Origin of the sequence: Erwinia wuhanensis (assembly GCF_030484085.1) — a bacterium.
Taxonomy (GTDB): domain Bacteria; phylum Pseudomonadota; class Gammaproteobacteria; order Enterobacterales; family Enterobacteriaceae; genus Erwinia; species Erwinia aeris.
In genome coordinates this window covers 256633-278500 of record NZ_JAUJUH010000001.1, presented here as the reverse complement: position 1 = coordinate 278500, position 21868 = coordinate 256633, and the positions used below count along the sequence as shown (strand labels likewise).

General features: G+C 55.8%; 18 protein-coding genes. 6 read left to right on the top strand and 12 right to left on the bottom strand.

The window, feature by feature from the left end:
• Nucleotides 1-214 precede the first annotated feature (214 nt).
• The 4 genes from QZH36_RS01305 to pdeR all read left to right on the top strand — a co-directional run bounded on the left by QZH36_RS01305 (nt 215) and on the right by pdeR (nt 6815).
• On the top strand, nt 215-2149 hold the full coding sequence (locus QZH36_RS01305) for an exoribonuclease II (protein WP_301251650.1): 1935 nt from the start codon (nt 215-217) through the stop codon (nt 2147-2149).
• Nucleotides 2150-2321: 172 nt separating this feature from the next.
• Nucleotides 2322-4388 carry a carbon starvation CstA family protein gene (locus QZH36_RS01300; protein WP_301729483.1) on the top strand — a complete coding sequence of 689 codons (2067 nt, stop codon included), beginning with the start codon at nt 2322-2324 and terminating at the stop codon, nt 4386-4388.
• A complete protein-coding gene (locus QZH36_RS01295) occupies nt 4381-4671 on the top strand; it encodes a YbdD/YjiX family protein (protein ID WP_253453855.1) in 291 nt (96 codons plus the stop codon). Before QZH36_RS01300 ends, QZH36_RS01295 begins: the two co-directional genes overlap by 8 nt.
• 158 nt (nt 4672-4829) lie before the next feature.
• Nucleotides 4830-6815 (top strand): cyclic di-GMP phosphodiesterase, encoded by a 1986-nt coding sequence (gene pdeR, locus QZH36_RS01290; protein WP_253453853.1) that lies wholly within the window; start codon nt 4830-4832, stop codon nt 6813-6815.
• Here pdeR and QZH36_RS01285 read toward each other — a convergent pair.
• On the bottom strand, nt 6812-7681 hold the full coding sequence (locus tag QZH36_RS01285; RefSeq protein ID WP_253453851.1) for a crotonase/enoyl-CoA hydratase family protein: 870 nt from the start codon (nt 7679-7681) through the stop codon (nt 6812-6814). The genes pdeR and QZH36_RS01285 overlap by 4 nt on opposite strands.
• A 197-nt stretch (nt 7682-7878) precedes the next feature.
• Nucleotides 7879-8580 (bottom strand): L-ribulose-5-phosphate 4-epimerase, encoded by a 702-nt coding sequence (locus QZH36_RS01280; RefSeq protein ID WP_253453849.1) that lies wholly within the window; start codon nt 8578-8580, stop codon nt 7879-7881.
• A gap of 372 nt (nt 8581-8952) precedes the next feature.
• On the opposite strand from QZH36_RS01280, the gene osmB reads away from it, so the two are divergent.
• A complete protein-coding gene (gene osmB / locus QZH36_RS01275; RefSeq protein ID WP_125287704.1) occupies nt 8953-9171 on the top strand; it encodes an osmotically-inducible lipoprotein OsmB in 219 nt (72 codons plus the stop codon).
• Between the two features lie 57 nt (nt 9172-9228).
• Here the strand turns inward: osmB and yciH are convergent, their stop codons facing one another.
• The 5 genes from yciH to pgpB form a co-directional block, all read right to left on the bottom strand.
• Nucleotides 9229-9555, bottom strand: a complete 327-nt coding sequence (gene yciH / locus QZH36_RS01270) for a stress response translation initiation inhibitor YciH (protein WP_301729482.1) — start codon at nt 9553-9555, stop codon at nt 9229-9231.
• Nucleotides 9555-10316 carry an orotidine-5'-phosphate decarboxylase gene (gene pyrF / locus QZH36_RS01265; protein WP_394148070.1) on the bottom strand — a complete coding sequence of 254 codons (762 nt, stop codon included), beginning with the start codon at nt 10314-10316 and terminating at the stop codon, nt 9555-9557. Before pyrF ends, yciH begins: the two co-directional genes overlap by 1 nt.
• Before the next feature lie 182 nt (nt 10317-10498).
• The gene (gene lapB, locus QZH36_RS01260; protein ID WP_253453843.1) at nt 10499-11668 is read right to left on the bottom strand and encodes a lipopolysaccharide assembly protein LapB; all 1170 of its coding nucleotides are present in this window, start codon (nt 11666-11668) and stop codon (nt 10499-10501) included.
• Nucleotides 11669-11674: 6 nt separating this feature from the next.
• Nucleotides 11675-11983, bottom strand: coding sequence for a LapA family protein (locus tag QZH36_RS01255; RefSeq protein ID WP_253453841.1), 309 nt, complete (start codon nt 11981-11983; stop codon nt 11675-11677).
• 134 nt (nt 11984-12117) lie between these two features.
• Nucleotides 12118-12879 carry a phosphatidylglycerophosphatase B gene (pgpB, locus tag QZH36_RS01250; protein ID WP_253453839.1) on the bottom strand — a complete coding sequence of 254 codons (762 nt, stop codon included), beginning with the start codon at nt 12877-12879 and terminating at the stop codon, nt 12118-12120.
• A 212-nt stretch (nt 12880-13091) separates the two neighbouring features.
• Here pgpB and ribA point away from each other — a divergent pair, with 212 nt between their 5' ends.
• Nucleotides 13092-13685, top strand: a complete 594-nt coding sequence (ribA, locus tag QZH36_RS01245) for a GTP cyclohydrolase II (RefSeq protein ID WP_125287710.1) — start codon at nt 13092-13094, stop codon at nt 13683-13685.
• Nucleotides 13686-13780: 95 nt separating this feature from the next.
• Here ribA and acnA read toward each other — a convergent pair whose 3' ends face one another.
• The 5 genes from acnA to topA all read right to left on the bottom strand — a co-directional run bounded on the left by acnA (nt 13781) and on the right by topA (nt 21545).
• A complete protein-coding gene (gene acnA / locus QZH36_RS01240) occupies nt 13781-16468 on the bottom strand; it encodes an aconitate hydratase AcnA (RefSeq protein ID WP_253453837.1) in 2688 nt (895 codons plus the stop codon).
• A 472-nt stretch (nt 16469-16940) separates the two neighbouring features.
• Nucleotides 16941-17105 carry a YciX family protein gene (locus QZH36_RS01235; RefSeq protein WP_253453836.1) on the bottom strand — a complete coding sequence of 55 codons (165 nt, stop codon included), beginning with the start codon at nt 17103-17105 and terminating at the stop codon, nt 16941-16943.
• A gap of 2 nt (nt 17106-17107) precedes the next feature.
• Nucleotides 17108-17266, bottom strand: coding sequence for a YmiA family putative membrane protein (locus QZH36_RS01230; protein ID WP_125287712.1), 159 nt, complete (start codon nt 17264-17266; stop codon nt 17108-17110).
• Nucleotides 17267-17763: 497 nt separating this feature from the next.
• Complete coding sequence (cysB, locus tag QZH36_RS01225) at nt 17764-18738, bottom strand: HTH-type transcriptional regulator CysB (RefSeq protein WP_253453834.1); 975 nt, start codon at nt 18736-18738, stop codon at nt 17764-17766.
• Nucleotides 18739-18926: 188 nt separating this feature from the next.
• Nucleotides 18927-21545 (bottom strand): type I DNA topoisomerase, encoded by a 2619-nt coding sequence (topA, locus tag QZH36_RS01220; RefSeq protein WP_253453832.1) that lies wholly within the window; start codon nt 21543-21545, stop codon nt 18927-18929.
• Between the last annotated feature and the right edge of the window lie 323 nt (nt 21546-21868).

Below are 21868 nucleotides of genomic sequence, written 5' to 3'. Positions count from 1 at the left end.
TTCCCGGCTTTTTTATTTCTTACGGCTGGCGACAGGCATTCGCGGCTGGAAAATTCTTCCGCCCTTTTGCCGCCGCCAGCCCGTGCCAAAAAAAGCGCGGCAATTCAGCGCACAGCCTCGCAAAGCCCGCGATTTTCCGGGCTTTTTACTTGCCGCGGGGCGGTTAATCGCGTAAAACTGTCTGCCGCTCTTAGGCCACGAAAACGTTGAGATTATGTTCCAGGATAACCCGCTGCTCGCGCAGCTCAAAGAGAAACTCCACTCCCAGACGCCGCGTGTTGAAGGGGTGGTAAAAGGCACCGAAAAAGGCTTCGGCTTTCTGGAAGTTGATGCCCAGAAAAGCTATTTCATTCCGCCGCCGTTCATGAAAAAAGTGATGCACGGTGACCGCATTGTTGCCGTGCTGCAAACCGATAAGGATCGTGAAGTCGCCGATCCGGAAAAACTTGTTGAGCCTTTCCTGACGCGTTTTGTCGGCCGCGTGCAGAAGAAAGACGATCGCCTTTCTATCGTGCCCGATCATCCACTGCTCAAAGACGCTATTCAGTGCCGTCCCGACCGCAACCTGAATCATGAATTCCAGGCTGGCGACTGGGCCGTGGCCGAGATGAAGCGCCATCCGCTGAAAGGCGATCGCACTTTCTACGCCGAGCTGACCGCTTTTATCACCACCGCTGACGACCATCTGGCGCCGTGGTGGGTGACGCTTTCCCGCCACAATCTGGAGCGCGAAGCGCCGGAAGCCGTGGCTGGCGAGATGCTTGACGAGCAGCTTGAGCGCGAAGATCTGACCGCGCTGGATTTTGTTACCATCGACAGCGCCAGCACGGAAGATATGGACGATGCGCTGTACGTAGAAGCATTACCGGAAGGCCAGCTGCGCCTGACTATCGCTATCGCCGATCCGACCGCTTACGTGGCGGCGAACAGCGAGCTGGATGCTATTGCCGCCGAGCGCGCGTTCACCAACTACCTGCCGGGCTTTAACATTCCGATGCTGCCGCGCCAGCTTTCCGATGACGTCTGCTCGCTGCGTCCCAACGAGCGCCGTCCGGTGCTTGCCTGCCGCGTAACGGTAGCGGCCGACGGCACGCTGGGCGAAGATATCCACTTCTTCGCGGCCTGGATTGAATCCAAAGCCAAGCTGGTTTACGACCAGGTTTCCGACTGGCTGGAAAACAGCGGCGACTGGCAGCCGGAAAACGACGCGATCGCTACCCAGATCCGTCTGCTGCACAAGCTGTGCCTGGCGCGCGGCGAGTGGCGTAAAACCCACGCGCTGGTGTTTAAAGATCGCCCTGACTTCCGCTTCCTGCTGGGCGAAAAAGGCGAAGTGCTGGATATCGTTGCTGAACATCGCCGCATCGCTAACCGCATCGTGGAAGAAGCGATGATCACCGCCAACATCTGCGCTGCCACCGTGCTGCGCGAGAAGCTGGGCTTCGGGATCTACAACATTCACCTCGGTTTTGACCTGGTGAACGCCGAGCAGGCCGCCAGCGTGCTGGAAAACCACGGCGTGAAGGTCGATCCGCAGGCTATCGCCACGCTGGAAGGTTTCCGCGTGCTGCGTCGCGAACTGGACGCGCAGCCGACCCAGTTCCTGGACAGCCGCATCCGTCGTTTCCAGTCGTTCGCCGAAATCGGCATCGAGCCTGGCCCGCACTTCGGGCTGGGACTGGAAGCCTATGCGACCTGGACGTCGCCTATTCGTAAGTACGGCGATATGATCAACCATCGCCTGCTGAAAGCGATGATCAAAGGCGAAGCGGCTTCCCGTCCGCAGGATGAGATTACCGTGAAGATGAGCGAGCGCCGCCGCCTGAACCGTATGGCAGAGCGTGACGTGGGCGACTGGCTCTATTCCCGTTTCCTGCAGAAAGCGGCGGGCACCGACGAGCGCTTTGCGGCGGAGATTATCGATGTGTCTCGCGGCGGCATGCGCGTGCGCCTGACCGCTAACGGCGCCGTTGCCTTTATCCCTGCGCCGTTTATTCACGCGGTACGTGATGAGATGGTATGCAGCCAGGAAAGCGGCACGGTGCAGATCAAAGGCGAAGTGGTTTATCGCGTGACCGATCTGATCGAAGTGACCATCGCAGAAGTGCGGATGGAAACCCGCAGCATCGTGGCTCGTCCGGCAGCCTGATGCTCTGTCAGGCGGGACGCCCTGTCCCGCCTGCTTCTGTCGCCCTTGCTCTCTGAGGTCGCGCGGAGAAAAAAACCTCTTGCCTCACACTTCTTATTCCCCCTGCTTTCACTAACAAAATATCAACATTACTTTAGCGTTATCTCGCTGGGAGATAACAAGGAGTATTGTGATGATCAAGGTAAAATCGGCCATTGTCTGGGCCGGCGTGGCGATAGTCGGCGCGATCGCCTTCGCCATGCTGGCGCTCAGCCGCGGTGAACAGGTTAACGCGCTCTGGCTGGTGGTGGCCGCCGTGGCCTGCTACAGCATCGCATGGCGGTTCTACAGCCGCTTTATCGCCAAAAACGTGTTCGAACTGGACGACCGTCGGCTCACTCCCGCCGAAAGGCTCAACGACGGGCTGGACTACGTGCCCACCAATAAATGGGTACTGTTCGGCCACCATTTTGCCGCTATCGCCGGCGCCGGCCCGCTGGTCGGCCCGATTCTGGCGGCGCAAATGGGCTTTTTGCCCGGCACGCTGTGGATCCTGATCGGCGTAATGCTTGCGGGTGCGGTACAGGATTTCCTGATCCTGTTTATCTCCACCCGCCGCGACGGCCGCTCGCTGGGCGAAATGGCGAAACAGGAGCTGGGCGCGTTCGCGGGCGTTGTAACCATGCTGGGCGCGCTGGGCGTAATGATCATTATTCTTTCCGCGCTGGCGCTGGTGGTGGTCAAAGCGCTGGCCAACAGCCCCTGGGGATTGTTTACTATCGCGGCCACCATCCCTATTGCCCTGTTTATGGGGATTTATATGCGCTTTCTGCGTCCGGGAAAAATCGCAGAAGTATCGCTGATTGGTTTTGTGCTGATGATGGCGGCAATTATCTACGGCGGCAACATTGCGCAACACGAGTTTTGGGGGCCGTTTTTTACCCTCAAAGGCACTACGCTGACCTGGGTGTTAGTTATTTACGGTTTTGTCGCTTCCGTGCTGCCGGTGTGGCTGCTGCTGGCGCCGCGCGATTACCTTTCCACCTTCCTGAAAATCGGCGTGATTGTTGGTCTGGCTATCGGCATTTTGTTTGCCATGCCGGAGATGAAAATGCCCGCCGTGACGCGTTTTATTGACGGCAGCGGCCCGGTGTTCGCCGGCAGCCTGTTTCCTTTCCTGTTTATCACTATCGCCTGCGGCGCTATCTCCGGCTTTCACGCGCTGGTCTCCAGCGGCACCACGCCCAAGCTGATTGAACGTGAGAGCCATATCCGCATGATTGGCTACGGCGCGATGCTGATGGAATCGTTTGTCGCGATTATGGCGCTGATCTGCGCTTCGGTCATTGAGCCTGGCGTCTATTTCGCCATGAACTCGCCTGCCGCACTAATCGGCACTACGGTAGAATCCGCCTCGCAGGCTATTAACGGCTGGGGCTTTGTGGTGACGCCGGAAATGCTGAGCGGCATCGCCAGAGATGTTGGCGAAGGCACTATCCTTTCTCGTGCCGGCGGCGCGCCTACTTTTGCCGTAGGCATGGCGCATATCATTACCGAAGTGTTTAACAGCCGCGCCATGATGGCGTTCTGGTATCACTTTGCCATTCTGTTTGAGGCGCTGTTTATTCTGACCGCCGTGGATGCGGGCACCCGCGCCTGCCGGTTTATGGTGCAGGATCTGGTGGGCACCGTGGTGCCGTCGCTGGCGAACAACCGTTCCTGGCTGGGCAATATGGCGGGCACCACCGTGGCGGTAGCGGGCTGGGGGTTCTTTGTCTATCAGGGCGTGGTCGATCCGCTTGGCGGCATCAACACGCTGTGGCCGCTGTTCGGCATCGGTAATCAGATGCTGGCCTCAATGGCGCTGATCCTCGGCACCGTTGTCCTGTTTAAGATGAAAAAACAGCGTTACGCCTGGGTGACCATCCTGCCGACGGCGTGGCTTTTTATCACCTCAATGTATGCAGGCTGGCAGAAGATTTTCCACGAAAAACCGGCCATTGGCCTTCTTGCTCAGGCCAGAAAGTTTTCTAAAGGCATTGAGGACGGCATGATTATCGCGCCAGCCAAAACTGTAGCGGATATGCAGACTATCGTGTTCAGCAATCAGATCAACGCCGCGCTCTGCGCCTTTTTTATGCTGGTTGCCGTTACCATGCTTATCGCGGCTTTTTTCGTCATTCGTCGCGCATTAAACAGTCAAAGTCCGACGGTGCACGAAGCCGATATTTCCCTGCGAAGCGAGGCGCGTCATGGCTAGAGCGATTTTTTCCCGACCTGCAAGAAACCGGCTTCAGGTGATCCGCTGTCGACCTTTAGCCACAACGGTATTAAAAGAATCACTAACGTTACGTTTGTTAATGTCGCGGCTGGCGCAGTGTTTTCGCCTGATGGTTGGCGTTCAGGACTATCAAACCTACCTGCGACATATGCAGCAGCATCATCCCGCTAATAAGGCCATGACGGAGAAAGAGTTTCACCGCTACTGCCTGGAAGCCCGCTTTCCTTCCGTGGCGGGAAAAGTCGGAAAATGTCCCTGCTGATCTCCGCCCCGATCGCGCGGTCGGGGCTTTTTTCGCCATAGTTAATTTCCGACATAAAAAATATCTTAAACATTGCGCTTGTGATTATCCTGTTTGCCGAATACTGTTGCTAAAATAAGAAGATACAGCCTGTATTGCATCCTCCAGGGAGAAATCTGATGACCGATGAGCAAGGGCAATCACTACTTTATACCTGGTTTGGTACTAACAGCCCTCATTGGCGTTTAAAGTCCGACAGCGATGCGCTTTTATTTGCAGAGGATGAATCGGCCGATACGCACGTCGTTATCCCCTTAACGCCTACGCAGGCGAGCCTGCTGCGCGCGATGACCGTGATCACCTCCAGCGTGAACCTGACGGTGTCGCTGTATGGCGAGCCGCTTTCCATGCATCTGGTTGGCCGCCGCGTTAACCAGACCGAATGGGCGGGCAGCGCCTCCGCCTGGGGCGATACCGCAAGCGTGGCGCGCGATCTGGCGCTGGGCCTTTCGTTTGCCGAACAGGTGGTGTCGGAAGCCAACTCGGTGATCGTTATCCTGGACCAGCGCGGCAATATTCAGCGCTTTAACCGCAAAAGCGAGGAGTATACCGGGCTGAAAGAGCAGGAAGTTATCGGCCGCAACGTCTTCCAACTATTTATGACCCGCCAGGAGGCGGCTTCGTCACGTCGCAACATCAGCGGTTTTTTCCGCGACGGCAACTCTTACGAAGTGGAAAGATGGGTGAAAACCCGTCAGGGACAGCGTTTGTTTCTTTTCCGAAACAAGTTTGTCCACAGCGGCAGCGGGAAAAATGAAATCTTCCTGATCTGCTCCGGCACCGATATTACCGAAGAGCGACGGGCGCAGGAGCGTCTGCGGGTACTGGCGAACACCGACGGCATTACTGGCCTGCCCAATCGTAATGCGATCAATAACGCTATCGCAGAAGCGCTGGCGGAAGAGGTGCAGCAGCAGATCGGTATCGTCTATCTCGACCTGGATAATTTCAAGAAGGTTAACGACGCCTATGGCCATATGTTCGGCGATCAGCTGTTAAAAGCGGTGTCGCTGGCTATCTTAAGCTGCCTGGCAAAGAACCAGACGCTGGCGCGCCTGGGCGGCGACGAATTCCTGGTGCTGGCGGTCGGCGCGACGCAGCAAGAGCTGGAAGCGATGGCTACGCGCATTCTCGACAGGCTCAGACAGCCCTTCCGCATCGGGCTGATTGAAGTCTATTCCGGCTGCTCTATCGGCATCGCGCTGAGTCCGCAGCATGGCGAAGATCGCGAGAGCCTGATCCGCAATGCGGATACGGCCATGTATACGGCAAAAGAGAACGGGCGCGGCAAGTACTGCATTTTTGCGGCTGAAATGAATCAGCGGGTATTTGAATATCTCTGGCTGGATACCAATCTTCGCAAGGCGCTGGAGCAGGATCAGCTGATTATCCACTATCAGCCCAAGCTGGATCGGGCCGGTGAAGTGCATAGCGTAGAGGCGCTGGTACGCTGGGTGTCGCCGGAACGCGGGCTGGTTTCACCGGCGGACTTTATCTCCTATGCCGAAGAGTCGGGGCTGATCGTGCCGCTGGGCCGCTGGGTCATGCTGACCGCGCTTGAACAGATCCTGGCCTGGCGCAAAAAAGGCATCAACCTGCGCGTGGCCGTTAACGTCTCGCCGCGCCAGCTGCTTGATGAAAGCATCTATATCGATCTGAAGCGCGCGCTGGGCAAAGCGAACCTGGCGAGCTGCCCGCTGGATATTGAGCTGACCGAAAGCTGCCTGATTGAAAACGAGCAGCAGGCGTTGACGCTGATGAATCAGTTCCAGGCGCTGGGAGCGGAAGTGCATCTGGACGATTTCGGCACCGGTTACTCCTCCCTTTCGCAGCTGGCGCGCGTGCCGATTAACGCCATCAAGCTGGATCAAAGCTTTATTCGCGGCGTTAACAGTCAGCCGGTTTCACAATCGCTGGTGCGGGCGATTGTCGCGGTCGCGAAGGCGTTGAATTTGCAGGTTATCGCGGAAGGTATCGAAACGACAGAGGAAGAGACATTTATAATGGCGAGCGGTGTGGACGCTCGCCAGGGATTTTTATATGCCAGGCCTATGCCCGCAGACGCGCTGGAGCAATGGCTGGCAAAACGTTACGCCGGTGCTTAACCCGCTTTACGCATAACCTGCGCGCTGTGGCGGTTCTGCAGCTGTACCAGCCTTTCCATATAGGCTATATCCTTGGGTTCGATAGAAAAGGCGAATTCCACCCAATCTTCGGTGATATCCATCAGCTCTGCCCGCGTCAGCTGCAATACTCGCTGACGCGCCTTTAACATCGCTCTGACGCCGTTGAGTTTCGGTTTCATCGTGTCGATAAAGGTGCGGGTAGTCTGGTAGCCCTCGCCCGGCTGGAACAGCCGATCGACCAACCCTCGCGTTTCGAACCATTCCGCCGAATGCGACTCTCCTTCGCAGATCAGCTCTTCCGCCAGCTTCATGCCCGAACGCCGGGCCACCAGCGAATAGCCGCCCATGCCCGGAAACAGGTTGAACGCAATTTCCGGGAAGCCCATGCGCGCCGTGTCCTGCGCCAGGATAAAGTGGTGCGCCAGCGCGGCCTCAAAGCCGCCGCCCAGCGCGCTGCCCTCGATCATGGCGATGGTCACCGCGCCGGTATCAAACCCGCGCGCCGCCGCATGAATGCAGTCCACGCAGGCGCGCGCGTAGGCCCGCAGCGCTTCACGACGCCCGTTTTTAATGCATTCCACAAAAAATCCGAGGTCGCCGCCCGCATTAAACATCGTCGGCACCAGCGAGCCGGTTACCCAAAAGTCGATGGGCAAGCCGGAACGCTGCGCGGCATAGCTAAGGTTCATTATCTCTTCGATAAGCTCATGGTTAAAGCTGGGGCGCGGCTGCGCGCGTAGCATCATCCATAACGTGCGTCGTCCTTCTTCGTAGTAGGCGGAAAGCTGAGTGGTTTGTCCAGCTTCGCTAAACAGCCGGCAGGTGGTCTGATTAATTACGGTCATATTCTCATCCTCTGTTTATGGGTGCGCTTAAGCGCGCTCCAAGCGTAATGCAGAGTGCGAGACGGCTGTACTTTCGTTTGATTTTAAAGGTAAATTATTTTCACCCCGCCGGCCTGAAAGCCAGCGAGGTGCTAATAACTGACGGTTTTTACCGCAAAGACCGGTGGAAGGAAATAACGTTATGATTTCTGATTAAATTATTTTATCTGACCATACCAGGCATTGCTGCCGTGCTTGCGTAAATAATGGCAGTCCAGCAGCGGCTGCTGAATGGCGGGCAGCGACGGCGTTAACAGCTGGCTGTAAATGCCCATATAGGCGACTTCTTCCAGCACGACCGCCGAATGCACGGCTTTTTCCGGCGTTTTTCCCCAGCAAAACGGGCCGTGGGAATTGACCAGAACGGCCGGCACAGCCAGCGGATCCAGATCTTTTTCACGGAAAGTTTCGATAATCACCTGCCCCGTTTCCCACTCATAGCGGGAGCCGATTTCTTCCGGCGTCATTTGGCGACTACAGGGGATGGCGCCGTAAAAATCATCGGCGTGGGTAGTGCCCCAGGCGGGGATCTCTCTGCCCGCCTGCGCCCAAATGGTGGCATGGCGGGAATGCGTATGGACAATGCTGCCTACCTCAGGCCAGGCCAGATAGAGCGCGCGGTGCGTGTCGGTATCGGAAGAAGGCCGCATATTGCCTTCCCGCACCTCGCCGCTGTGCAGATCGACCACGACCATATCTTCGCGTTTCATCGCCTCATAGCTGACCCCGGAAGGTTTAATCACTATCAGGCCCTGCTCACGATCGACCGCGCTTACGTTACCCCAGGTGAACACCACCAGACCGTGGCGAGGCAGCGCCAGATTGGCTTCCAACACCTGTTGTTTCAGTTCTTCCAGCATTTGGTTTCTCCCACTTTTTTCTACATTGTCCCCGCTGGCCAGCCATCAGGGTATGGAGGCAATCGCTGGATGCGTGGCAGAAATTAGCTGGGTGACGGTAAAAAGCGTGGGAAATTAAGATTTTTTACCTGTGAAGACGATCGTCTATGCTTAGAATACGTGCCAGCAATACCTTTACAGAAATAAGTCTGAAACTTAACAAATGTGTAAGTGTTGCTTCACGAGTACGGTAAGAACGACGTGATATATGATGGCAATGTTTTATTTACGTGAGATAAATCGCTAAGAAACGGGCGTATCCGGGCCAAAAGGCAAGGTAAACCTCTATACTTATAGCGTTATTCCTGCAGCAGCAATGATGGAGAAGTGACTATGTCAGTAACAATTAAACGTATTACCGCTGGCCTGCTGGCCGCCACTCTGGTGCTTTCCTTAAGCGGATGCTCAAACTGGTCGAAACGCGATCGCAATACCGCTATCGGCGCGGGCGCGGGTGCTATCGGCGGGTCTATTCTTTCTAACGGCAGCGGTCTGGGCACCGTCGGCGGTGCCGCTGTGGGCGGGATCATCGGTCATCAGATCAGCCGTTAACGGCTGACCGTTAAGCAAAGAAAGCACAAGGCCGCGACAAAACGCGGCCTTTTTGCTTCAGCCGCCCGCCAGCTTCACTTTCAGTCCTTTAGCTTCCAGCAGCGTTTTCAGCAGATCGCGCTTGTCGCCCTGAATTTCAATCACGCCCTCTTTAACCGATCCGCCGCAGCCGCATTTTTTCTTCAGCTCGGCCGCCAGCTTTTCCAGCTCGGCATCCGGCAGATCGACGCCCGTGACCAGGCATACGCCCTTGCCTTTACGGCCGCTGGTTTGCCGCTGTATGCGCACGATGCCGTCACCTTTTGGCCGCTGTACCGCCGCTTTGGGTTCATCGATGCGTCCGGTTTCGGTGGAATAGACCAGACGGCTGTTGTTATCGCCCATTATGCCTCCTGAAGTGATGCGATGATGTTCTTCAACGCGGCTGCCGGGTCAGCGGCCTGGGTGACGGGACGACCAATTACCATATAATCCACCCCGGCCTGTAGCGCCTGCTGCGGAGTCATAATGCGCCGCTGATCGCCCGCCTCGCTGCCCGCAGGACGAATGCCCGGCGTGACCAATTTAAAATCGCTGCCCAGCGTCTGTTTGAAGCGCGCCGCTTCCTGCGCTGAGCATACCACCCCGTCCAGGCCGCACTGCTGCGTGAGCCGCGCCAGCCTTTCAGCATGCTCCGCTGGCGAAAGCTCGATGCCAATCCCGCGCAGATCCTCCGCTTCCATACTGGTCAGTACGGTCACGGCGATCAGCAACGGCGCGTCTTTACCAAAGGGCTTTAGCGCCTCACGAGCGGCCGTCATCATCCGCGCGCCGCCGCTGGCGTGGACGTTAACCATCCAGACGCCCAGATCGGCCGCCGCCGCAACGGCATGTGCGGTGGTATTGGGGATGTCATGGAATTTCAGGTCCAGAAACACCTCAAAGCCGCGCTGCTGTAAATCCCGCACCAGCTGGGGGCCAAACAGCGTAAACATCTCTTTGCCGACTTTCAGGCGGCAGCTGCGCGGATCGATACGGTCAACAAAGGCCATGGCGCTGGCGTGATTAGCGTAGTCCAGCGCCACCAGGATCCGGGAGCCGTGAGATGATTGCATGTTGAAACCCTCTGAAATAGCGCACCGCAGGGTGCAGGAGATAAACGGCAAGCATTCTACCTGCGACGTCGTTAAATTCACAGTTTAGCGGCAAGTTTTCCCTTTTCGCCTGCCAGACCATGCGGCTCTCATTGCTGCTGAAACCCTGATATGAAGTTTACTCATTAGTATGTTGTAACTATTTTTCACCTGTTAAAAAAGCCAGCGCTCCACAACAGGAGCCGCTGGCCGGTTTATTGCCCGTCCAGGCCGCGGATAGGTTTAACCGAGGACCAGGCGCGACAGGAAGGACAGTGCCAGTAAAGCGCATGGGCGGTAAAGCCGCACTTGTGGCAGCGGTAGCGCGGCTTGGTGCGGATCTGTTCGCCGACCATATCCCGCAGCACCATCAGGCTCTCTTTTGCCCTACCGTCTTCCGCTTCATGCAGGTGGTAATCCATCAGACGATGGAAAACGCGCATGGTAGGATGGCGCTGCAGCTGGCGATTAATATAGATCTGCGCCACTTCGCCGCCCTCGTCTTTTTCAATGACGTCAGAGAGGTAAAGCTCGGCCGCCGCGCCGGTATTTTCCTCAACGCAGCGCTTCAGATACTCGGCCCAGGCGTTGGGCTGTTGCAGCTGTTGATAGCAGGTTTCCAGCATCGCCAGCGTTTCACTGACCAGCTCTTTATCCTGTTCTATCACGCGCTGTAAAAACCCAACCGCTTTTGCATAGTCGCCTTTCGCCATGTGGATACGCCCCATCATGATCGAGACGCGGGCGCTCTGCCTGTCGGCAGATTCGCCTTTTTTCAGCAGGCCCATAGCGCGATCCAGATCGTCGCTGCCCATCGCCTGGAGCGCCAGCTCGCAGTAGAAATGCGCAATTTCCATACGCTGCTTTTCTTTGCCCAGCTTTACCAGCCGTTCGGCCACCTCGATGGCTTTTGGCCAGTCGCTGGTCGCCTGATGAATAAGCAGCAGCTGCTGCAGCGCGCCGACGCGGAAGTCCGTCTCATCGGTCAGCTGGCTGAACATTTCTTCCGCCCGATCGTAAAAACCCGCGGCCATATAGTCGCGGCCCAGCTGCTGCACGGCCAGCAGGCGCTGATCGTAGGTCAGCGAAGCGCTTTCCATCAGGGCCTGATGAATGCGGATAGCCCGGTCAACCTCGCCTCGCGAGCGAAACAGGTTACCCAACGTCAGATGCGCCTCTACCGTGCCGCTGTCTTCCTTCAGCATATCCAGAAAGAGATCGACCGCTTTATCCTGCTGATTGGACAGCAGGAAATTGACGCCGGCGACGTAATCGCGCGACAGGCGGCTCGCTTCCTGTTGCTTATCCTGCTGCGCGCTCCTGCGCCCCATATACCAACCATAGGCAGCGGCAACAGGCAGCAACAGAAACAGCAGTTCCAACATAGGGGATTATTCCTTAACGGCAGGCACGGCTGGCTGAGCCGCCGCTTCTTCTGCCTGCCCCAGCTTCTGCTGGAGACGTTTCAGTTTACGCTGAGAATTAGCCAGCGCCACGCGCAGACGGAGCCAGAACAGACCGCAAATCGCCCAGCCGATTAAAAAACCCGCAGCGAACAGCGTAGCCAGCAGCGTCGAAACGCGATATTCGCCCTGCGCCAGCAGATAGTTAAAGGTAACCACCTGATCGTTATGCGCGCCAAGCGTAATAGAGATAATGAAAATCACTAAAACCAGTAAAAAAATCAGCAAGTATTTCACAGTCCGTCCCATAGTCTGGTGATAACCAGATGAATTATGCCAAAAAATTAGCCCTGTTGCTTGCCTGATGCGCGCAGGGCGCATGAAATGCCTGCCCAATCCTCAGGTTATGGGGGCAAACGGCGCGAACACAATCACGCCTCGTCGCGTTCGCTTATTTCCTGCTCTTCCGCCGGCGGAACGGTGAGCGGCCCGCTGTAGCGCTGCACCAGCCAGGTCGCCAGCGTGACCAGCACCCAGCTGATAAGCGTTGAGGTAATCAGGTCGCGCGGCCAGTGCATTCCCAGCACCAGACGGCTTGCCATCACGCCAATCGCCCAGGCCACCAGCACGCACAGCGTGACGATACGGCGGCGAGGCCATAACAGCCCTACCGCCAGCAGCGCCCAGCTGGCTGCAAACATGGTATGACCAGAAGGGAAAGCATAGCCGGTTTCAAATTCCCAGTGCGCCTTCAGCCAGTCAGGCAGGCGAGGATCTTCCGCAATCGCTTCCCGCACCATTACGCTGCGCTGCTTGCGGGTTTGCTCGTAAAAGTATTTTTCATCAAGCCCGTGGTTTTGCTCCAGCCACAGCACATAAGGGCGCGGCTCGCGTACCTGATCTTTAATAAACGTTTTGGTGTACTGCCCGAGCAGGATTGCCGACACCACGATCAGCAACAGAATAATTGCCGACTTAAGACGATAGCGCAGGCACCACAGGAACCACGCGCAGAGGATCACGCTGGTTAAGGTTCCCCAGGGACTGGTCACGGTTTCGGTCAGCCAGAACAGCAGCTGATGGCCCCACCCTGTTTCCACCGGCTGCCAGCGCCAGCCGGACAGCAGCACGCCGAATGGCATAATCAACAGCAACAGAGCACCCAGCGTGGTGCGTTTGGCGATCTCAAACATGGCTTTCCCCGGCGATTCAGTAAGGCATTGATTTATTTCTGATGACAACGTGATAAAAAATAATAACATATTGATTGAGATGGCGATAATTGTGCGGTATTAAAACAATCGCTCGAAGAGGTTAACCGCCCGACGCCCGATTGTGGCAAAATAGCTATTATGAATGGTCGGCGCAAAGGTTAGCGCAGCCCCTGATGTATCTGGAGAGTCACATGCAGCTTAAACGGGTAGCAGAAGCCAAACTGCCCACGCCGTGGGGAGATTTCCTCATGGTTGGTTTTGAAGAACTGGCAACCGGTCACGATCATGTGGCGCTGGTTTATGGCGATATAACGAACAGCGAGGCGGTGCTGGCGCGCGTGCATTCCGAGTGCCTGACGGGCGATGCTCTGTTCAGCCTGCGCTGCGACTGCGGTTTCCAGCTGGAGGCGGCGCTGAACCATATCGCGGAAGAAGGCCGCGGCGTTCTGCTTTATCACCGTCAGGAAGGCCGCAATATCGGTCTGCTGAATAAAATCCGCGCCTATGCCCTGCAGGATAAAGGCTACGATACCGTTGAGGCTAACCACCAGCTTGGCTTTGCGGCCGACGAGCGCGATTTTACCCTTTGCGCGGACATGTTTAAGCTGCTGGGCGTTAATGAAGTGCGTTTGCTGACCAACAATCCGCGTAAGGTCGAGATCCTTAGCGAGGCGGGGATTAATATCATCGAGCGCGTGCCGCTGATTGTCGGGCGTAACCCTGAAAACGCGCACTACCTTGATACCAAAGCCGAGAAGATGGGTCATCTCTTGCCAAAAGAGTAACGGATACGGGGCCGACAGCGTCCCGTTTTGTTTTTCCGCGCGGCGCTTTCCCCCTTCCGCGCAAAAAAATGCCCCTTATCAGGGGCATTTTTATTTTAGCTCTCGACCAGCATGTTACGTATAACGTAGTGCAGGATGCCGTCGTTGCGGTAGTAGGTCAGCTCATTGCCGGTATCGATACGGCAGCGCGTTTGCAGCGTTTCCTGACTGCCGTCCGCACGGGTCAGCGTGACTTTCACCGTGCCGCCGGGCTTCAGCTGGCTCAGGTTTTCCACGTCGATCTGCTCGTCACCGGTCAGCCCCAGCGTTTTACGCGTTACGCCTTCCGGGAACTCCAGCGGCAGTATGCCCATCCCAATCAGATTTGAACGGTGGATACGCTCAAAAGATTCGGCGATGACCACGCGCACCCCCAGCAGGCGCGGGCCTTTAGCCGCCCAGTCGCGGCTGGAGCCGGAGCCATATTCTTTCCCGGCGATCACCGCCAGCGGCGTCCCCTGCTGCTGATATTTCATCGCCGCATCGTAGATCGCCAGCTGCTCGTCGCCGGGCACGAAACGCGTCATGCCGCCTTCCACGCCCGGCACCATTTCGTTGCGGATGCGAATGTTGGCAAAGGTACCGCGCATCATCACTTCATGGTTGCCGCGTCGCGAGCCGTAAGAGTTAAAATCGCCCCGCTCGACGCCATGAGCAAGCAGATAGCGCCCGGCCGGGCTTTCCGCTTTGATACTGCCGGCAGGCGAAATATGGTCGGTAGTGACCGAGTCGCCCAGCATCGCGAGGATCCTGGCGCCCTTGATATCAACAACCGGCTTCGGCTCTTTTTCCATATCATCAAAGAACGGTGAAAGGCGAATATAGGTAGATCCTTCGTCCCAGTCGTAGGTGGCCGCTTCGCTAACGCTGATGGCCTGCCAGTCCGGCGTGCCTTCAAACACTTCCGCGTACTCTTTATGGAACATATCGGTGGAAACCAGCTGTACCGCTTCCGCAATCGCTTCTGGTGACGGCCAGATATCTTTCAGATATACCGGCTTGCCGGTCTTGTCAGTACCAAGCGGATCCGTTTCCAGATTAACATTCATATTGCCGGCCAGCGCATAGGCCACCACCAACGGCGGCGAAGCAAGCCAGTTGGTTTTGACATAAGGATGGATTCGGCCTTCAAAGTTGCGGTTGCCGGAAAGCACCGCGCCAACCGTCAGGTCGCCTTTTTTAATCGCGCTCTCGATAGCGTCAGGCAGCGGGCCGGAGTTACCGATACAGGTAGTACAGCCGTAGCCAACAAGGTTAAAGCCCAGCTTGTCCAGATAAGGCGTCAGTCGCGCCGCCGCCAGATAGTCGGAAACCACTTTGGATCCCGGCGCCAGCGACGCTTTTACCCACGGCTTGCGGTCCAGGCCAAGCATTACCGCGTTTTTCGCCAGCAGGCCCGCCGCCATCAGGATACTGGCATTGGAGGTATTGGTGCAGGAAGTAATGGCTGAAATCACTACTGCGCCATCTTCCAGCTGATGCTCCTTGCCCGTGGCGCTGTCGCGATAGCTGACCGACTGGTGCTGTTTCTGCGCCCGATTGACTTCCAGCTCGTTACTGGCCTGGAAAGCCTGCGGCACTTCGCCCAGCGAAACGCGATCCTGCGGCCGTTTCGGCCCGGCCACGCTCGCTTCAACGGTAGCCATATCCAGCGCCAGTGAACTGGTAAATACCGGCTCATCGCCGGGATTACGCCACAGCCCCTGCGCTTTGGCGTAGGCTTCCACCAGCGCCACCTGTTCGCTGCTGCGGCCGGTAAGTTTCATATAGCCCAGCGTGACGTCGTCCAGGGGGAAAAAGCCGCAGGTTGCGCCATATTCCGGCGCCATATTGGCGATGGTAGCGCGATCCGCCAGCGGCAGGTCAGCCAGGCCATCACCATAGAATTCAACGAATTTCCCTACCACGCCGTGTTTACGCAGCATCTGGGTCACGGTCAGCACTAAATCCGTGGCGGTAATGCCAGGATTGAGTTTACCGTTAAGCTTGAAGCCAACCACGTCAGGGATAAGCATTGACACCGGCTGCCCCAGCATAGCGGCTTCCGCCTCGATACCGCCCACGCCCCAGCCCAAGACGCCCAGCGCGTTAATCATGGTAGTGTGCGAGTCCGTGCCAACAAGCGTGTCGGGATAGGCAACTTCCTCACCGTCCTGCATTTCATGCCATACCGCCTGGCCGAGATATTCCAGGTTGACCTGGTGGCAAATCCCGGTGCCCGGCGGCACCACGCTAAAACGGTTAAAGGCTTTCTGCCCCCAGCGCAAAAAGACGTAGCGCTCATGGTTACGCTCCATCTCCAGACGCACGTTTTCTTCAAAGGCGTCGTCGTCGCCGAAACGGTCAACGGTAACCGAGTGGTCGATAACCAGATCGACTGGCGAAAGCGGATTCACTTTAGCCACGTCCCCGCCCAGTCTTTTCACCGCTTCGCGCATAGCGGCCAGATCGACCACCGCGGGCACGCCGGTAAAGTCCTGCATCAGCACGCGGGCGGGCCGATAGGCGATCTCGCGGTCGGCATGCGCCTGAGCCAGCCAGCCTGCCAGCGCGCGAATGTCCTCATCGGTAACGGAATCTTCATCCTGCCAGCGCAGCAAGTTTTCCAGCAGCACTTTCAGGGATTTGGGCATACGGGAGAGATCGCCAAGCTGCCCGGCGGCTTTGGCCAGGCTGTAATAGTGATAACGTTGACCTTTAACTTCCAGCGCGTCTTTTGTTATTTCACGTAGGGTAGACGACATTACTCCTCCTTCGTTTATCTTCGCATAACCTGAATAAAAGCAGGGTTTGATTTAAAGATAGTACAAAGTTGGCGTAACGTTTTGATAACATCGATGAAGCATAAAAGAAAAACGCCCCGCTGATTGCTCAGCGAGGCGTCGTTAATATCTGTTTAAATATGCTTTATTAATGCATGACCATGCTCAGCCAGAGCAGGCTAGCCCAGAATAAGGCTGAAAACGTCCAGGCACTGAACCATGTCATTTGAGTTAAATTCATTTTTGCCCTCACTCAGGTCTTATAAGACCAAACGTATTACTTCAAAACCTCACGCCTTTGCGAGCAGGTTTTACCGTTTATCAATGGGTTGCCATTGTGGTTTCCCATCGTTGGGCCGACAGCGTGCCCTGACCAGAAATAGCTGGTCCGTTAAATAATGTTAATATTTATATTTGTCATGGTTAAAACAAAGAGTGAATATAAGCGTAAGGCTTAAGCTTTATTCGTTTTATCCGTCATAAAATCAATAAAGTTACGTTGCACTTCGCTCAGCCCCCAGCTTTCCGGGATGATGCTCTCTCTCGCTTTGCTTTTACACTCTACTTTTTTCAACTTAACAGCTTGCTGTGGTTTTTGATCCGAATACTGCAGGTGCATCGCTACCCCCATATCTGCCAAATCACGACTGCAACAGCTCCCCAAAACAGCGCCGATGCGGCGAATACCGCTAACCAGGCCTTACGTCTCAGATTGCTGTTACGCTGAACCTTCAGAGCCTTGTGACCGAAGTCGGTTTCTACAGAAATTCTGCTAGCCATAGTTTTTGATAATCACTCTCATTGAAACGATTGTTTTGAGCAATCAGAAATTAGGAGGAATCCTAAACATTTTATGGCGTGAAATCCAGCTATTTTTATTACGCCGAACGATTAATAGTATTCATTAAAGTTTATGAAATCTATTGATCGTACTTAACCAAACTCGCGTTAACAAATTACCCTTTAAGCCAAATTTACTGACAATAGCTGTTTTTTCGCACCATTGATAAATCAGCATTTATTGAAACCTCCTTGCCGTTCGCGCCCTGTTGCGCCTTGATAACCAGAGTATGAGAATCATCCTGGAGGTGCGCAAAGATGCCCGCTGAAAAATGTGTACTGTTTCTCATTTAATGAATAACTTTGGAAAAACATGTGATGGGGGCGGCATTTACGTAAAAAGAATAAAAAGATTTTATCAATTGCAGTAACAGGCAGGACCAATGATTATCGCAGAGCCGCGTCGCGGCTCTGAATAGGGATGCAGGGACGGAAAATTATTTGGCGGGTAATTTAATATCTTTAAACATTGCTTCAATATCTTCGTTCGAGCGCAGCCCCACGGCCGTATCGACGACGTCACGGGTCAGGTGCGGCGCGAAACGCTGAATAAAATCATACATGTAACTGCGCAAAAAGGTGCTGCGGCGGAAGCCGATTTTGGTGGTGCTGAAGCTGAAGACGTCCGTAGCTTCTATTCTGACCAGATCCGGATCCGAGACCGGATCGACCGCCATGCTGGCGATGACACCCACGCCCAATCCTAAACGTACGTAGGTTTTAATCACGTCCGCATCCGTCGCGGTGAAAACGATACGCGGCGTCAGGCCAGCCCGATTAAACGCCGTATCCAGCTCTGAACGTCCGGTAAAGCCGAAGGTATAGGTAACCAGCGGATACTCGGCTAACTCTTCGATAGAGACTTTTTCTTTGCCTGCCAGCGGATGATCCGGCGTCACCACGATGGCGCGATTCCAGTGATAGCAAGGCAGCATAACCAGATCGTCATAAAGATGCAGCGCTTCGGTAGCGATAGCAAAATCCGCGTTGCCTTTAGACACCGCTTCTGCAATTTGCGTAGGCGAGCCCTGATGCATATGCAGCGAAACGCGAGGATAGCGTTCGATAAAGCCTTTAATCACGTTGGGCAGCGCGTAGCGGGCCTGCGTGTGCGTTGTAGCAACATACAGCGAGCCTTTATCCGGCCAGGTATGTTCCCCGGCGACTGATTTGATGGCTTCGACTTTTGACAGCACTTCGCGGGCGATACGGATAATTTCCTGGCCTGCGGGCGTGACCTGCGTCAGATGCTTGCCGCTGCGGGCAAAGATCTGGATACCCAACTCGTCTTCCAGCATACGTACTTGCTTACTGATCCCGGGTTGCGATGTATAAAGCCCCTCAGCCGTTGAAGAGACGTTCAGATTGTGATTGACCACTTCAACGATGTAACGCAGCTGCTGCAATTTCATGTTTGATCCGTCCAGTTTGGCGCCGCGCGCCGACGGGCTGTGCTATCAGAGCACAACGTATCGGCCTAATGCGATTTTATAATAAGGAAAGGTATATCTATAACAATCATATCAAAGATGGGTGGAATGTATAGCAGGGCTAAAGCCGCAGGAGAAAAACGGGCCAGCTGAAACGCCGGCCCGACAGGTTATTTCTTACTGGCTTTCGCCGCTTTTTCGGTGACGGCCCATTTGCCGTCGACGTAGAACGCCGTCCAGCCTGTAGCCTTACCTTCTTTTTCCGTACTGACGTACTGCTGCTTCGTTTTGCGGCTGAAGCGCACTACCGTCTTGTTGCCTTCATCATCGGCAACCGGCGCGTCGGCCAGATAGCGCAGCTTTTCCGGCAGGCGATCGCGGAAGCGTTGCAGCTCTTCCACCAGCGGCGCGCGCGTTTCCCTGGATTTAGGGAAGGTGTTAGCCGCCAGGAAAACGCCTGCCGCGCCGTCGCGCAGTACAAAGTAAGCATCCGATTTTTCGCACTGCAGCTCCGGCAGCGGAACCGGATCTTCTTTCGGCGGCGCAACGTCGCCGTTACGCAGGATCTTACGGGTATTTTTACAGTCGTCGTTGGTGCAGGCCATGTACTTGCCGAAACGCCCCATTTTCAGGTGCATCTCCGAGCCACACTTTTCGCACTCTACGATCGGCCCGTCATAGCCTTTGATACGGAATTCGCCCTGCTCGATTTCGTAACCGTCGCAGCTTGGGTTGTTGCCGCACACGTGCAGTTTGCGCTGGTTGTCGATCAGATAGCTGTCCATCGCCGTGCCGCATTTGCCGCAGCGACGGCGCGCGCGCAGCGCGTTGGTTTCCGCATCTTCGCCTTCGAGAATATTCAGTACTTCATTCTCTGGGATCAGATTGATGGTTTGTTTGCAGCGCTCTTTCGGCGGCAGCGCATAGCCCGAGCAGCCGAGGAACACGCCGGTGCTGGCGGTACGGATACCCATCTTACGCCCGCAGGTTGGGCAATCGATGGTGGTCAGCACCATCTGGTTCGGCTGCATGCCGCCCTCTTCCGGATCTTTATCCGCCTTTTCCAGCTGCTGGCTGAAGTCGGCGAAAAATTTATCCAGCACGCCTTTCCACTGCGCTTCGTTGTTGGCAACCTGATCCAGGCTGTTTTCCATATGCGCGGTGAAGTCGTAGTTCATCAGCTCGCGGAAGTTTTCTTCCAGCCGGTCGGTAACGATTTCGCCCATCTTTTCCGCATAGAAGCGACGGCTTTCCACGCGCACGTAGCCGCGATCCTGAATGGTCGAGATAATCGAGGCGTAGGTAGAAGGTCGACCGATGCCGCGTTTTTCCAGCTCGCGCACCAGCGAGGCTTCGCTGAAGCGTGCCGGCGGTTTGGTAAAGTGCTGGCTTGGCTTCAGCTGCTGCAGCGCCAGCTCTTTACCCACTTCAACCGGCGGCAGCGTGCGATCTTCATCGCCCTTGCGCAGCGCAGGCATCACGCGGGTCCAGCCGTCAAAGCGCAGCGTGCGCCCTTTCGCCTTGAGTTTAAACTCGCCGGCGCTGACGGTCAGCGTCGTGGAGTCATACTGCGCCGGCATCATCTGACAGGCAACGAACTGACGCCAGATTAGCTGATACAGCTTCTGCGCGTCGGCTTCCATATCCTTCAGCTGCTCGGCCAGGACGGCGACGTCCGAAGGACGGATCGCTTCGTGCGCTTCCTGCGAGTTATCTTTGCTGGCATAGGCATTGGCGGCCTTCGGCAAATATTTTTCGCCAAATTCGTTTTCAATGTAGCCGCGCACCATGCTGACCGCATCCTGACTCAGATTGGTCGAGTCGGTACGCATATAGGTAATGTGGCCCGCTTCATAGAGGCGCTGTGCCATCATCATGGTTTTTTTCACGCCGTAGCCCAGACGGGTACTGGCCGCCTGTTGCAGCGTTGAGGTAATAAACGGCGCGCCGGGCTTGCTGCTGGTCGGCTTATCTTCACGGTCGGTAACCTGATAGCGCGCTTTTTCCAGCAGGCTGACGGCGGCCTGGGTCTGCTCGCCGTTAACCGGACGGAAAGGCTTGTCGTGCTGATGAGTCACTTCCATCGGCAGCAGCGTGCCTTCCGGCGTATTCAGATCGGCATGCAGTTCCCAATACTCTTCCGGCACGAACGCTTTGATTTCGCGCTCGCGCTCCACCACCAGCCGCACGGCGACCGACTGCACGCGCCCGGCGGACAGTCCGCGAGCGATTTTCTTCCACAGCAGCGGCGAAACCATATAGCCCACCACGCGGTCCATAAAGCGGCGCGCCTGCTGAGCGTTAACCCGATTGATATTCAGTTCGCCCGGCTTGTCGAAAGCCTGACGAATAGCATTTTTGGTGATTTCGTTAAACACCACGCGGCTGAAGCGCGAATCATCACCGCCGATCACTTCCCGCAGGTGCCAGGCAATGGCTTCCCCTTCGCGGTCAAGGTCGGTTGCGAGATAGATGTGGTCGGCATTTTGCGCCAGCGCTTTCAGCTCGGAGACCACTTTCTCCTTGCCGGGAAGGATCTGATAGTTCGCTTCCCAGCCGTGATAAGGATCGACGCCCATCCGGCTGACCAGCGCGGCCTTCTCGTCCTTTTTCACCTTTTTGGTGGTCTTACTGGTTGTAGAGTCAGCGCTCTTTTTAACTGTTGATCCACTGGTCGGCAAATCGCGGATATGACCGACGCTGGATTTCACCACGTAGTCGTTTCCGAGATATTTATTGATTGTTTTGGCTTTTGCCGGGGACTCAACTATTACGAGAGCTTTGCCCATATTTACCTTTACCTGATTAAAACATCCGAGAGTAAATTGTGCCGAAAGCCTGCGGGCAATCCAGCGCGTTAAAACCTTCATGGCCGACGGCAGAATCCGGCACTTTCCCTGTTAACGCTTCCCGCTCAGGAAGCCAACTCACTGATTAACGACACCTTTTACAAACTGTTAAGCGCATCACTAACAAAGCGTAAAGCCAGTTTTACGCCCGGAACCCGAAACGCCCACACTCTACCTGATAAAATCTGTTACGCAACTTAATTAGCATCCACAACGGATTTACGCCAGAAAGTCATAAAAAAGCGTGTGGGCAGGCAAGCGCC